This window comes from Pseudonocardia hispaniensis (assembly GCF_042658695.1).
Taxonomy (GTDB): domain Bacteria; phylum Actinomycetota; class Actinomycetes; order Mycobacteriales; family Pseudonocardiaceae; genus Pseudonocardia; species Pseudonocardia hispaniensis.
This window is the reverse complement of the sequence record NZ_JBHSQW010000009.1, coordinates 16789-30729: the sequence shown is the minus strand read 5'-3', so window position 1 is coordinate 30729 and position 13941 is coordinate 16789. Positions and strand designations below refer to the sequence as shown.

Annotated in this window: 10 protein-coding genes; 3 read left to right on the top strand and 7 right to left on the bottom strand. The window is 73.9% G+C overall.

Translation table 11 applies throughout. From position 1 onward, the window contains the following. Nucleotide 1: 1 nt before the first annotated feature. Nucleotides 2-3343, bottom strand: a complete 3342-nt coding sequence (recC, locus tag ACFQE5_RS03335) for an exodeoxyribonuclease V subunit gamma (protein ID WP_379582622.1) — start codon at nt 3341-3343, stop codon at nt 2-4. Nucleotides 3344-3510: 167 nt separating this feature from the next. Here recC and ACFQE5_RS03330 point away from each other — a divergent pair, with 167 nt between their 5' ends. Next, nucleotides 3511-4704, top strand: a complete 1194-nt coding sequence (locus ACFQE5_RS03330; protein ID WP_379582620.1) for an acyl-CoA dehydrogenase family protein — start codon at nt 3511-3513, stop codon at nt 4702-4704. After that, on the top strand, nt 4697-5878 hold the full coding sequence (locus ACFQE5_RS03325; protein ID WP_379582618.1) for an acyl-CoA dehydrogenase family protein: 1182 nt from the start codon (nt 4697-4699) through the stop codon (nt 5876-5878). The genes ACFQE5_RS03330 and ACFQE5_RS03325 overlap by 8 nt, the downstream gene beginning before the upstream one ends. Nucleotides 5879-5896: 18 nt before the next feature. Here ACFQE5_RS03325 and ACFQE5_RS03320 read toward each other — a convergent pair whose 3' ends face one another. The 6 genes from ACFQE5_RS03320 to ACFQE5_RS03295 form a co-directional block, all read right to left on the bottom strand. Next, the gene (locus ACFQE5_RS03320; RefSeq protein WP_379582616.1) at nt 5897-7087 is read right to left on the bottom strand and encodes an MFS transporter; all 1191 of its coding nucleotides are present in this window, start codon (nt 7085-7087) and stop codon (nt 5897-5899) included. A gap of 326 nt (nt 7088-7413) precedes the next feature. Continuing rightward, complete coding sequence (locus ACFQE5_RS03315; RefSeq protein WP_379582614.1) at nt 7414-7629, bottom strand: hypothetical protein; 216 nt, start codon at nt 7627-7629, stop codon at nt 7414-7416. Between the two features lie 519 nt (nt 7630-8148). Continuing rightward, nucleotides 8149-8991 (bottom strand): class I SAM-dependent methyltransferase, encoded by an 843-nt coding sequence (locus tag ACFQE5_RS03310; RefSeq protein ID WP_379582612.1) that lies wholly within the window; start codon nt 8989-8991, stop codon nt 8149-8151. Next, a complete protein-coding gene (locus tag ACFQE5_RS03305; RefSeq protein WP_379582610.1) occupies nt 8988-10046 on the bottom strand; it encodes an ABC transporter substrate-binding protein in 1059 nt (352 codons plus the stop codon). Before ACFQE5_RS03305 ends, ACFQE5_RS03310 begins: the two co-directional genes overlap by 4 nt. After that, on the bottom strand, nt 10043-10894 hold the full coding sequence (locus tag ACFQE5_RS03300; protein ID WP_379582608.1) for an ABC transporter ATP-binding protein: 852 nt from the start codon (nt 10892-10894) through the stop codon (nt 10043-10045). The genes ACFQE5_RS03305 and ACFQE5_RS03300 overlap by 4 nt, the downstream gene beginning before the upstream one ends. Beyond that, a complete protein-coding gene (locus tag ACFQE5_RS03295; RefSeq protein ID WP_379582606.1) occupies nt 10891-12045 on the bottom strand; it encodes a FecCD family ABC transporter permease in 1155 nt (384 codons plus the stop codon). Before ACFQE5_RS03295 ends, ACFQE5_RS03300 begins: the two co-directional genes overlap by 4 nt. A gap of 282 nt (nt 12046-12327) precedes the next feature. Between ACFQE5_RS03295 and ACFQE5_RS03290 the strand changes: the two genes are divergently transcribed. Beyond that, nucleotides 12328-13932 (top strand): ABC transporter substrate-binding protein, encoded by a 1605-nt coding sequence (locus tag ACFQE5_RS03290; RefSeq protein ID WP_379582604.1) that lies wholly within the window; start codon nt 12328-12330, stop codon nt 13930-13932. The last annotated feature ends 9 nt before the right edge of the window (nt 13933-13941 follow it).

The window sequence follows — 13941 nt, the reverse complement described above, 5'->3', positions numbered from 1 at the left end:
GTCACGGATGGTCGACCTCCTCGGCCGCGAGCAACGGCTGCCACACCCGCATCGCCAGCCGGCCGAACCGGGTGGGCTCGCCCGGCCCGTCGGCCCGCGCCGCGAACAGGGCCGCCGCCGGCGCGCCCGGCCCCCAGATCCGCTGGTGCACGACGTCGTCGCGTTCGGCGCCGTAGCCCTTGACCCAGGCCTGCTCGGCGCTGGCCTCGGCCTCGGCCGGGGAGCCACCGCCGATGCGGGTGCGGGCGTAGGCGGCGCTGCTGGCGGTCGCCATCGGCAGCGGTTCGCACAGCCCCTGCCGGTGCAGGGCGACCAGGTCGGCCAGGACCGCCCGCGCCGTGTCCGGCCCCACCGGACCGAGCACCGACCGGGTGAGCCCGGAGTACTGGCCGCGGCCCAGGGTCACGGCCCGCCACGAGGTACCGGGGCGGGCCACGGTCAGCGCCAGGAGCTGCACCCAGGCGCGCAGCCGGTGCTTGGGCGCCAGCCGGGAGTACTCGACCCGGACCACGGTCGAGCCGAACAGCGCGCCCACGGTGCCGACCACCGGAACACCGTCGAGGACCGCGGTGATGTCGCCGGCCGCCGGCTCCGCCGGGCGCAGCGGCGCGGCTGTGGCCACCAGCCGTTCCACGTCGGCGGCCACGGTGTCGAGCAGCCGCTGGCCCAGCGCCCCCGGGGGTAGCTCGCCGCGGCGCCATTCGGCCTGCCGGCATCGCTCCAGCGGCTGTCCGGCAAGTCGGTCGCGCAGCAGCCGGGTACCGACCGACCACCGGCCCAGCCCGTCGAGCTCCACCGGGAGCGCATCGGCGGGCTCGTCGTCCTCGCTGGACAGGGTGATCCCGACCCGCTGGCGCAGGAACGCCCGGGCCGGATGCTCCAGGAACCGGGCGAGGTCCTCCAGCTCGACGGTCTCCGGCACCGGTGGCGGAGACAGGGGCTCGGCCAGCAACGGTGCGGGCTCGCGGCGCTCACCCCCCGCCGCCCGAGCCCCGGCCAGCGCGGCGCGGTCGAAGCTGAACGGGCCGGGGACGCCGAGCGCGGCCGAGGTGAAGTTGCGAGAGTCGAAGGGCTGCAACGGATGCCGGACGACGACCTGCTCCCGGACCGGTCCGCCCGAGGCGGCCACGGCGGTGGCGTCGAGGGCGTCGAGCAGCTCGCCGAGCGGGACCGCGGGGGGCCGCGACGCGTTGGTCCGGGCGTCGGCCCCGGAGTACAGGACGACCAGGTGCTCGGTGGCCGCACCGATCGCGTCGAGCAGGAGCTGGCGGTCCTCGCTGCGCAGGTCGCGCTCACCGACCCGAGGGTCGCGGGCCAGCACGTCGTCGCCGTCCGGCACGCCCGTCCGGGGGAACTGTCCGTCGTCGAGGCCGAGCAGGCACACCACCCGGTGCGGCACCGACCGCATCGGCACCAGGGTGGCGACGGTGAGCGTCCCGGAACGGAAGTTGGCCCGGGTCGGACGGCTGCGCAGCTGGTCGGCCAGCAATCCGCGGACGTCGGCGAGGGTCAGTGGCACCGAACCCGCGTGCGGTCCCGCCGCCCGGACCATGCCGGCCAGCTCGGCCCTGGCCTGCACGGACTGCCAGCCCTCGGCCGGAGTGGTGGCGGTGAGAGCGTCGAGGCCGTCGGTGAGCGCGGCGCCCCACGCCGTGAGCGGCCGCTCGCCGGTGAGCCGGGCCAGCACCGCGCCCAGCCGGTCGACCAGCTCGGCGAGTCTGCCGACCAGGTCGACATCGGAGCTGTCGATGTCGTCGAGCGGTAGCGCGGTACCCAGCCAGCCTTGCTCGTCCTCGGCCATCGCGACGCCGAGCAGCATCCGGTCGAGCCCTGCCGACCAGGTGTTCTGCGCGAACCCCTCCAGCCGGTACGGTCTGCGATGCTCGCCGTCGAGGCCCCAGCGGACCCCGGAGCGGACGGTGAGGTCGCGCAGCCGGTCGAGCTCGTCGTCGGTGATCCGGAACCGGCGCCGCACCGGGGCCGAGGCCACCAGGTCGAGCAGCTGCGACGCCGTCACCCGGGCGTCCGCCAGTTCCAGCAGCGACGTGATCGTGCCCAGCAGGGGGTTGACCTGGTGCAGCGCGCGGTCGGCCAGCCGCACCGCCAGCCGGTGGCCGGGATGCCCGTGCCCGGTGGTGAGCCCGAACGATGCGGAGATCAGCGGCGCGAACGTCTCGATGTCCGGGCACATCACGAGGATGTCGCGCGGCTCCAGCGTGGGATCGGCGGCGAGCAGGCCGAGCACGATCTCGCGCAGCACCTCGACCTGGCGGTCCGGACCGTGGCAGGCGTGCACCGCGACGCTGCGGTCGGCCGGGTCGATCCGGGGCCGCTGCCGCGGCGCCGGCAGCGCGTCGTCGCGCAGGCCGCGATGCAGCAGCCCGAGCAGCGTTGCGGGCGGCTCGGTGCCGCGGTGATGACGCCCGGCCGCGGCGACGGGCAACCGCAGCTGAAGCTCCCGCACGTCGCGGCCGAGCGAGGACAGCAGCGGATGGCGGGGCAGCTCGGCCGTCGGGTCGGCGGCGCGCCGCGGGACGGCGCCGGCGTGCGGTGCGACCGCGTCCCACAGGGCGGGTGAGGGATGCGGCAGCCACAGATGCACGTCGCGGTGGACGGCCAGCGCTTCGAGCACCGCGAGGTGGTCGGCGGCAAGCCGGGTCGGCCCGAAGAGCGACAGCCGTGCGGGCAGGTCTGCCGGCCCCGGGTCGGCGCGCAGCGCGGCGCAGGCCGTCTCGGTCCGCTCCGCAGGTCCGGCGACGCCGATCCGTTCCCGCAGCCGCCGCCACAGCTCGGCCTGCCAGGCGAGATCGTCGGGCAGCGGATCGCCGTCGGGACCGTCGAGGTCGGCGCCGCGCCGCCACGCCGAGAGCAGCCCGGGTCGGTGCGCGGCGTAGCTCGCGAACAGGCCGGCCAGTTTGCGCGCCACCGCGAACCGGCGGCCCCGCCGGTGAGCCCGGTCCACGGAGCCGTTGCCGCCCAGATGCGCATCGAGCACCGCGAACCGGGCCTCGCCGACCACCTCGTCGACCAGCTCCAGCAGCGGCCACACCGCACGTGCCGGATGCCAGGGGTCCTCCTCGGGGTCGATCCCGCTGTAGCGCCCCACCACCGCGGCCACCATCGCCGTGGGAGCCGGGAACAGCACTCGTGCGCACACCCCGTCGCCGCGGCCCTCACCCGCGCCGAGCCGGTGCGAGAGCCGCTGGGCCAGCCACCGTTCCACGCCGCGCTCCGGCACCGCGACGATCTCGGGCGCGAACGGATCCGCCGGCGGCTCGCGCAGCACGCAGGCCAGCGCGTCGACGAGGGTGTCGGCGTGTTCGGCGCGGTGGACGTGCAGCACGAGGCGACGTTATCCGGCGGCACCGACACCCTCCGCGTTCGACCCGTGACCCGGTGGCGCGGACCGGCTGATCGCAGCACAATCACGACCCGGTGGGCAGGGTGCCGATCCCGTCGTACGGTCGGCACCTACCGGCACTCGCACCGCTGATCTCTCCTGGGGGGACCATGAGCGCAGTGACCGACGCCGCGCGCGTCAAGGAGGCGGCCCGCACGGTCGTCGCCGACCATGATCCGCGGCAGGTCCCGACGCGGGAGCTGCTGGGCGCGTGTTTCGATGCCGGACTGAGCTGGGTGCATTTTCCCGAGGGGCTCGGCGGGCTCGGCGTGAGCCGCGGGCTGCAGGCCCTCGCGGACGAGATCATGCAGGCCGCGGGTGCTCCCGCGCCGTTCGCCCGCAACCCCATCGGTTACGGGATGGCGGCGCCGACCATCCGCGACCACGCCCTTTCGACCGAGCGGGCGCGCAGGTGGCTGCGCCCGCTGGCGACCGCCGAGGAGATCTGGTGCCAGCTGTTCAGCGAGCCCGGCGCGGGCTCCGATCTCGCTGGGCTGGCGACCAGCGCCGTGCCCGACGGAACCGAGTGGGTGATCAACGGGCAGAAGGTCTGGACGAGCCTTGCGCACCGCGCCCGGTGGGGTCTCCTGCTCGCTCGCACGGACCCGGACCAGCCCAAACACCAGGGCCTGAGCTACTTCGTGCTGGACATGCACGTCCCGGGCGTCGAGGTCCGGCCGCTGCGCCAGATGACGGGGCAGGCGGAGTTCAACGAGGTGTACCTGAACGACGCGCGGATCCCCGACGCGCACCGGCTGGGCGCGGTCGGGGACGGCTGGCGGGTCGCGCTGACCACGCTCATGAACGAGCGTGCGGCGCTCGGCGAGGCGTCGAGCGTGCGCGGCACGGGCACCATCGCCGACGCGGTGGCGCTGTGGGCGGCCCGCCCGGACTGCCACACCCCCGTGCTGCGCGACCGGCTCGCCGCCCTGTGGACCCGCGCCGAGGCCCACCGGTTGACCGGCGAGCGGGCTCGGCGCTCGGCCGGCGCGGGCTCCCCGGGGCCGGAGGGCTCGATCGGCAAGCTGGTCTCGGCCGAGCTGAACCAGGAGATCTACGAGTTCTGCATGGACCTGATCGGCCTCGAGGGCACGCTGTACGGGGACTACGCGGTCGGCGACGACGGCCCCGAGGCCGACTGGCGCGGCCCGCTCCAGCGACGGTTCCTGCGTTCGCGGGCCAACACGATCGAGGGCGGTACGTCGGAGGTGCTGCGCACCATCCTGGGGGAGCGGGTGCTCGGCCTGCCGGGGGACCTGCGCGCCGACGCCGGCAGGCCATGGAAGGAGATCCCCCGTGGATGAGACCGGTGACGTGTTCGCCTTCGCCGCAGAACAGCAGGACCTGCGCCGCACCGTCCGGCGGTTCTGCGCCGAGTACTCCGACGAGGCGGCGGTCCGCAGGTTGATGGAGTCCCCGGCCGGCTACGACCCACAGACCTGGCGCCGGCTCGGGGGCGAGCTCGGGGTGCTCGGGCTCGCGGCGCCCGACGAGTCCGGCGCGATCGGCGGGCTCGTCGACCAGGCGATCGTGGCCGAGGAGTTCGGGGCGGCGCTGCTGTGCGGGCCGGTGTTCGGCACGGTCGATCTGGCGATCCCGGCACTGGTCATGGTGGGGGACAGCGGTGTGCGCGACGAGCTGCTCGCACCGCTGCTCGCGGGTACCCGTACCGCCGCCTTCGCGGTACCCCAGCGGGCGGGCCGGTTCGACCCGGCGGGCATCACGGTCGGTGCGGTGGGGGCAGGCGGTCGCTGGGAGCTGACCGGCCGGCTGGCCCAGGTGGTCGACGCGGCCGCGGCCGACGTGCTGCTCGTCGCCGCCAGCGGACCGGACGGTGTCGCGCTGTTCGCGGTGGAGGGCACGGCCGACGGGGTCGACCGGGAGCCGTTGTCCACCATGGACCTGACGCGGCGGCAGGCGGCGGTGCGGCTGTCGGACGCGCCTGCCCGGCTGCTCGCCGACCCCGGCGAGGTCGAACATGTCGTCGGCTACGCCCTGGACGTGGGGGCGGTGCTGCTGGCGGCCGAGCAGGTCGGCGGCGCCCAGCACCTGCTGGACCGCACCGTGCGGTATGCCGAGGGGCGCCTCCAGTTCGGCCGGCCGATCGGTTCGTTCCAGGCCGTCAAACATCGGCTGGCCGACATGCTCGTACAAGTCGAGCATGCCCGGTCGACGGCCTACCACGCGGCCTGGGCGATCCAGGACGGGACCGACGACCCCTGGATCGCGACGAGCATCGCGCAGGCGACCTGTTCGCCGGCCTACCACCGGGTCGCGGCCGACGCGCTGCAGGTGCACGGCGGGATCGGGTTCACCTGGGAACATCAGGTGCATCTGTACTACAAGCGGGCGGTCACCGACGCCGCGTTGCTGGGCAGCGCCGAGGAGCACCGCAATCGCATCGCCCTCGCGGTCCTCGACCGCGCGGTCGTCCCGGCCTCGGAGGTGCCGCCGGTGGCCGGGATGGCGGGCCGCTGAGCGACCGTCCGGGCTCGTTCACCGCCCGGTCTGTCGCAGGGTCGGTCGGGCGGTGGCGGTGGTGGCGGCGGCCACCAGCGTCATTCCGCCGGCGACCGCCAGCACCGTTGCGGGGCCGGTCGCCTCGACGAGCCACCCCGCGCCGAGCGTCCCGGCCGAGGAACCGGCCATCGCCGCGGTGGACAGCCAGGCGAACGCCTCCGTCCGGCGGGCCTCCGGTACCGCCTCGGCCACGATGCCCTGCCCGACTACGCCCGCGGGCGCGATCGCCAACCCGGCCGGGATCAACGCCGCTCCGAGCCAGCGTAGGTCGCCGGCCGGGACGGTGGCGGCGATCCCGAGTGCCGCCAGGACCAGCAGGACCACCAGTTGGCCCTCGGGGCGGCCCGGCCACGCCCGGGCGCCCCAGGCCAGCGCCCCGGTCAGGCTGGCCGCCGACCACACCGCCAGCAGCACCCCGCCCACCGGGACCGCGCCCGCCGCGGTGGCCCGGGCCAGCACCCCGACCTCGACCAGCCCGAACGCGGCGAACAGCAGCGTCTGGACCGTGACCAGCACCCGGATCGCGGGCACCGCCAGCGCGCCCAGCCGGGCGGGCGACCCGGCCGCCCGCCCGGCGGCCACCGCCGGGCGGGCGGTGGGCAACAACGCGAACCACACCACCCCGGTGACGGCCAGCCCCGCGGCCACCGCGACCGCGGCCGTCGGGTCCGCGACCGCGACGATGCCGCCGACGAGCAGCGGGCCGAGCAGGAACACCGCCTCCCCCAGGACCGCGTCCACGCTGAACGCCGCCCGCCGGGCGTCCGGGTCGGGAAACAGCCGCGTCCACACCGTGCGCAGCACGGCCGCGAGCGGCGGCACACCCATCCCGGCCAGCAGCCCGGCCGCGACGATCCCGGCCGCCGCGTCCGCCGCGGCGGCGGTGAGCACCCCGGCCAGCCCGGCGGCATGTGCGAGAACCGCGCCCAGCAGCACCGGGCGGGGACCGACCCGGTCGGCCGCCCGGCCCAGCAGCGGCGCGCCCAGGGCGGTGCCCACCGCGAAGGCGGCGACCGCGGCGCCGGCCACCCCGAACGACCCGGTGGCCTGCTGCACCAGCAGCAGCAGAGCCACCGAGTACATGCCCTGCGGAAGCCGCCCCAGCAGGGTGGCCGCCCCGGCGGCCATCGCCGGGCCGCAGCGCAGCACGACCCGATAGCCGGTCATCGACGCGGCCGGGCGTTATCGGCGGGGCACCGGCTGGGGGACGCGGTGTTCACCGGTCGACCAGGGAGAAACCGGGAACGCCGTCGAGCCAGGTGACGTCGGCGACCCGGGTGATGCCGAACCGATCGAGATGCGGTGTGATGGTGGCCCAGGTGACCTCCTGGCGGCACCGCGCGCTGGGTGCCGATGCGGATCGCCTTCACCGGCGCCTCCGGTGACCGGGCGGGGTCGGACCGCTGGTCCGGTACCGCCATCGCGACCTCTCCTTCCCAGCGCACGCGCCGGGGCCGGGTGAGCGACCCGCTCAGCCGGCCCCGGACGAACATTCAGTCCTCGTAGTCACACAGCCCGGCGCAGTGCTTGTGCCGGCTGATCGTGTCCATCCCGTCGTTGGAGAACAGCTGTTCCAGCTCGGTCTCTGGATAGTCGAGGTCCGTGCCCGAGCGTTTCTCCCTTCGGTGCGGTCGACCCCGGAGCGTGGGCCGACGCCCGACACACAACCCCGGCATCGGCGCCGCTGGCCAGGGCGATGTGGGCGACATCTCAGAATAATTGAACAATTGAGCAGATGTTCTACTGTGCGGCCGGGCGGGTCGGCGGACGCAGCCGGGACGGACCGAACCGGAGGGGTGATCGATGGTGGCGATGGGTCTCGCCCCGACCGGTCGGGGTGCGGTGGGGCCATCGGCGGTGCGTTCCGGGCGGGCCGTGGCCCTGCACCTTCCCAGTCGCCGTCCCCGGCCACGGGGAGATCAGTCAGGCGCCGCACATGCGAGGCATGCGTTCGTCGTGACGCATGGCCACAGCGTGGGCAGACATCGTCAGGGACGGTTGTCCGGGCGTGCAGCCGCACAACGGCGCCGGTGTCATCGACCTCGTCAACGACTACCGCCGACAGCTCAGGGAACAGAACAGCGGCAAGATCGAAAGCACGCGGACGGTGACGACCACAGACCTACACCATCACCCGAAACGGGACCGGCGCACCCGGTCGGTTGAATCCGACCCACGCCCCGAAACCGGCCCCGACTGCCCCGCTCGGTCCCCTGCGAGCCCGACGGTCAGGTGGGCCCGGGTCGAGGGCGGTGGGCGGTGACGATCCACGCGGAACCGCCGAGGCGGACAGCGGGGCCGTCGAGGTGCTCCGCCAGCGCGGTGCGCAGGGCCTCGTGGGCGGCAGCCTTGGTGGGGGGGTCGAGACGGCGGAGGATTCCCGCCGCGAGCAACTGCCCCGCGACAGCCCGGAAGGCCCCGTCGACACCCTCCCCGCCACCGATCGTCATCAGGACGTCGACTGGGGTGAACCCCACCGAGACCAGGCCGGCATCGCCGAGGATGGCGCCAACCCGTTCGGGGTCGGCCATGCTGAAACCGGCCGGTTCCGCACCGAGCTCCTCGCTCGGCGGGAGAAACGGTTGCAGTGCCTGCACCGCAAGATCCACCCACGGGTTGCGGTCGCGTTCCCGGAACACCGCGAACGCGACCCGGCCTCCCGGACGCAGCACCCGGGTCAGGTGGGTGAACGCCGCGACGGGATCCGCGAAGAACATCACCCCGAACCGGGAGACCACGACGTCGAACGGGGCAGGCCCGAGGTCGGTCGTGGCGGCGTCGCCCAGCGCGATCTCGGCGTTCGTGATCCCCGCGGCGGCGATCCGGGTGCGCGCGGTGGTGCACAGCGACTCGGACACGTCCACCCCGATCGCCGTTCCCGTCGGGCCGACCTGGTCGGCGAGGGCGAGGGTGATGGTCGCGGCTCCGCAACCGACGTCCAGGGCTCGCTCGCCGGGCCGGCAGCCCGCGGCGTCCAGGAGCGGCTGGTCGAACGGGGCGAAGGCGATGTCGTGCCAGTCGGCCCGGCGCGCCCAGGACCGCCCGGCACGCTTCCAGTCGGAGGTGCTCATGCGCCGAACGCTCCCGGGTGCAACGCCTTGGCGATCCGTTCGGTCGCGTCGGCGAACCGGAGCCCGGGCATGTACTCCTCCGCGACGATCGGGACGAAGCGGTCCTCGCGCACGGCCGGAATGTCCCGATAACCGGAATGGTCGCGCATCATGCGACGGATGTCGTCGAGCTTCGTCGGCCCGTTCTCTACTACGACGATGATCTCGGGCCGCGCGTCGATGAGGACCTCCGAGCCGACGTCCCCGAACGACTGGCCGAGATCCTCGAACACGTTCTCCCCTCCGGCGATGTCGATCATCGCCTGGGGCAGTCCCAGCCGGCCCTCGACCCGCGGAGGGCCGTCGTACCCGTTCATGAAGAACACCGCAGCGACCCGCGGCCGTTCCCGTCCGGCGACCGCAGCGGTGACGGCGGCCAGACGCGCCCGCTGGTCCGCGACCAGATCGGCGGCACGCTGCTCCACACCGAAGATCCGGCCGAGGACCTCGACGTCCTCCGCGATGGCGTCGACGATGGCCGGCTTACCGTCAGCACCCAACGGGACGGCGGCACCCGCGGCGGGCCCGCCGGCCTCGCCGGTTCCGCTGCAGTAGGCGCTCGGCCGCAGCATCTGGATGCCCAGCGGCGCGAGATCGGCGGGTGTGGTTCCCTCGAAGGCGAAGTTCGACAGCAACAGTTCGGTCCCGGACGCGACCAGGATCTCCTTGCCGAGCGGGAACGTGCCGGCCGGCGGGAGGGCCTGGTAGCCCTCGACGAGATCCGGGTGGCGGACCGGTTCTCCGGGGCCTGCCCAGGCCACGACCTTGTCGGCCAGGCCGAGGAACACCATCGTCTCCATCTCGTTGCGGAGCTGGGCCGCCACCGCCGCCGGCCGCTGCTGCAGCGTCACCTCCCGGCCGCAGTTCTCGATCGTCATGGGGAAGCTCGCGCTCCCGGCCACCCCCGCGGGCGGCGGTGCTCCATCCCGGTTCGCGGCGCCGCCACAGGCGGCGACGACCACCGTCGTCGCCGCGGCGGTGACGAGCAGGGCCCGAGATCTGATCGTCCTTCTCATCGGTTCGTTTCCTCCGGTTGTCCACGGGAATCGGTGCGTTCCTGGCCCGGTCCGAGGAACACGAGGTGGAGCTGTCCGCTGGGTCTGTGCTCGACGACGTCGGCCTCGATGTCGAAGACCGTTCTCAGCCGCGCCGGTGTCAGCACCTCGCGCGGCGGGCCATGGCCGACGACGCGTCCCGCCGCGAGGAGATAGACCTCGTCGCAGTAGCGCATCGCGAGGTTGAGATCGTGTAGCGCCGCGACGACCGTCCGACCGAGGGAGCGCACGAGCTCCATCAGTTCGAGCTGGTAGCGGACGTCGAGGTGGTTCGTCGGCTCATCCAGCACCAGGACCGGTGTCTGCTGCGCCAGCGTCCGGGCGATGAGCACCCGCTGACGTTCGCCCCCGGACAGCGAGGCGAAGCCGCGCCCCGCCAGTGCTCCCATGCGGACCTGCCGCATCGCCGACTCGACCAGCTCGCGATCGTAACCGTCGCTGCGATCGAACATGCCCTTGTGCGGATCGCGTCCCATGTCGACCATCTCGCGGACGGTGTAGTCGAACTCCGTCGACCGTTCCTGCAGAACGGCGCCGACGCGCCGGGCACGTTCGCGCGCGGAGAGCGCGCGCAGGTCGTCGCCGCCGATCAATACCGCGCCCCCGGAACCGGCCAGCGCGCCGTAGATGGCGCGCAGCAGCGTCGACTTGCCGCTGCCGTTGGGGCCGCACAGACCCACCACGGAGGCGGACGGAGCGCGAAGGGTCACACGCTCGATCAGACGGACGTCGCCGATGTCGACGCAGAGCTCCTCGACATCGAGGCTGTCGTGGCCGACGGGCGACTCACGCCCGGATGTGCGGGTCATCGCATCGTCGCCCCGTCCCCGCCGCGCCGCCGGATCAGAGCGACGAAGAACGGCCCACCCAGCAGGGCCGTCAACACCCCGATCGGGATCTCCCTGGGCTGCAGCAGGGTGCGTGCGGCGACGTCGACCCATGCCAGGTAGATCGCCCCGCCCAGCGCCGCCACCGGCAGCAGCCGCCGGTGGTCCGCACCGACGACGAGCCGGACCATGTGCGGCACCATCAGCCCCACGAAGCCGATGGCTCCACTCACCGCTACCACCGCCCCGGTGACCAGGGACGCCACCACGATCAGCTCCGCGCGGAACCGCCGCAGATCCACCCCCAGCGTCCGGGCTGTCTCGTCACCGAGGCTCAACGAATTCAGTCGCCGAGCCCGCAGGAGCAGCCAGAGCGTCCCGATCACGACGACCGCGCTGGGCAGGCCCAGCAGATCCCAGCGGGCCGATGCCAGGCTGCCCAGGGTCCAGCTCATCACCGCCCTGGCCGCGTCGATGTCGTCGTCGGTGATCACGATCAGGCTGGTGAGCGACGAGCACACTCCGGCGACCGCGACACCGCAGAGCACCAGCCGCAGCGGCGACACCCTGCCCCGGTCCTGCGCGGCGAGGAAGACCAGCGTCACCGCCGCGGCCGCCCCGGCGAACGCCCCACCGGCCAGCGCGTACGCGCCCAGGGACGACAGCACACCGAGCAGCAGCACCGCGGCCGCCCCCACCGACGCCCCGGACGAGGCGCCCAGGATGTAGGGGTCGGCGAGGGCGTTGCGCACCAGCGCCTGGAACACCACACCGGCCACCGAGAGCCCGGCGCCGACCACCACGCTGAGCAGGACCCTCGGCAGGCGCACCTCCCACACGATTGTGTCCTGGGTAGCCGGCCAGTCGCCGGACCCCGCGCGATCCAGCAGATGAGCCCACACCGACCGCCAGACCACAGACGGCGGCACGCCGATCGGACCGACGGAGACCGCCGCCACCACCGACAACACGACGCCGACGGCGAGCGCGAGGAGCACGACCCGGAACCCCCATCGCGACGCGGCGGCCGGCGGCCCGGCGCGGCCGGGGGAAGACCTGCCGTCGAGCGTCTCGGCCTGCGTCGTCACCCGACCGGTTCCGGACGCCCGGGAGAACGACCGGAATCGCTGCATCTGCCGTGTCATACCGCCCCCGGTCACTGAATCCGTCGGCCGACTCCGCCGTGGCGGTGGCGAGCAGGCCCCCGAGCGCCGCGTCCCCTCCGGCGGGGCCGTCCCGGGTGCGGGCCGACGCCCGATATCCAATCTCGCCCCCGCACCGCGGCCAAGGAGCTGTGGATCAGATCTCAGATCGACTGAACAGATATACATATGTCCTAGGATCTGCCGGACCATCCGAAGGCGGAAACGAGCCTCGGCCCGACACCGTCCCCCGGAGACTGGAGGCAGCTCCCGGTGAGTTCACGATTCCCTGTGTTGCGCCGAGGGCCGCGTCGGTTGTGTGCCGCGGTGCTGGCGGTCCTGCTCGCCGTGGCGCTGGCCGGATGCGCCACGACCGGGGGCGGCGACGCCGCCCCCGCGGGGCCACCCACGTTGACGATCGCCACCGGGTTCGCCATCGACGACCTCGATCCGCTGGAGAACGGCTTCTGGGGCCCGGAGTTCGGCTATGTCGAGTTGCTCATGCGGCCCGAGCGCGGTGGTGAGCCGACGCCGTGGGTGCTCTCGGAGCTGGCCAATCCAGAACCGCTGAGCTGGCGGCTGCGGCTGAACGAGGGGATCACCTTCCAGAACGGCGCCGCGCTGGACGGGGCCGCGCTGGCCGCGTTGCTGACCTTCCAGCTCGCCGAGAACCCCAGCTTCGCCGCCGCCCTGCCGGGTGCGAGCGCGGCGGTCACGGGCCCGCTGGAGGTCACCCTCAGCACAGCGCGGCCGGCGCCGAACGTGCCGGCGCTGCTGGCCGATGAGGGGATGGTGCCGGTCTACGACGTGGCCGCGTACCAGCGCCATGTCGCCGCCGGGGCGCCGGCGGGCGAGCTGGTGGGCGCCGGGCTCTACACCGGGCCGTACGTGGTGGACAGCCTCGACGCCGAGGCGATGCACCTGTCGCCGCGCCCGGACTACTGGGGTGGCACGCCCGCCCTGGCGGGCCTGACGGTCCGGTTCGTCCCCGAGGCGTCGGCGCGGATCCAGGCCGTGCAGGCCGGGGAGGCCGATCTCGCGCTGTACCCGCCGACGGCGAGCGCACCGGCCCTGGCCGGTCGGGCCGACTCCTTCTTCGTCACGGGCGAGCCGACCGGCCCGACGTTCATGTTGCAGCTCAACCAGCGCGAGGCCCCGTTCGACGACCCGCTGGTGCGGCGAGCGGTGTATGCGGGCATCGACTACGCCGAGCTGGCGAACGATGTGATGAACGGGCTGTACGCGCCCGCGACCGGTCTGTACATCGAGTCCCTGTCGTGGGCGGAGAAGACCCAGGCCACCGATCCCGCGGCGGCCGGCGCGCTGCTGGACCAGGCGGGCTGGACCCGCACCGGGGACGGGCCGCGCACCCGCGACGGGGCGCCGCTGCGGTTCGTGATGCTCACCTATCCTCAGCAGCCCGACTCCGACGCGCTCGCGCTGGCCGTGCAGGCGCAGCTGGCCCGGCTCGGTGTCGGGGTGGACATCCGGCAGGTCCCCGACATCACCTCCGCGATGGAGCAGGGCACCGGCTGGCAGGCGGCGGTGAGCGGCAACGGTTTCCTGTCCTTCGGCGGCGACTACCTGTCCCCGCTGCGCACCTACCTGCACAGCACGGGTCCGCGGAACTACCCGGGGATCTCCGACCCGCAGCTGGACGCGCTGATCGAACGGCTGGCCGTCGAGCTCGACACCACCGCCCGCGACGAGCTGCTGCGCCGGATCCAGCACCGCATCGCCGACAACGGCCACCTCGGGTATCTGGGCGTGCGGCTGCCGGCCGTGGTCGCTGGCCCGGCGTGGCGGGGCTACCCGGTGCCGATCGCCAACCTCTGGGTCGACGCGAGGACCGCACCGCAGGCGGCCCCGGGCGCGTGAGGCGGACCG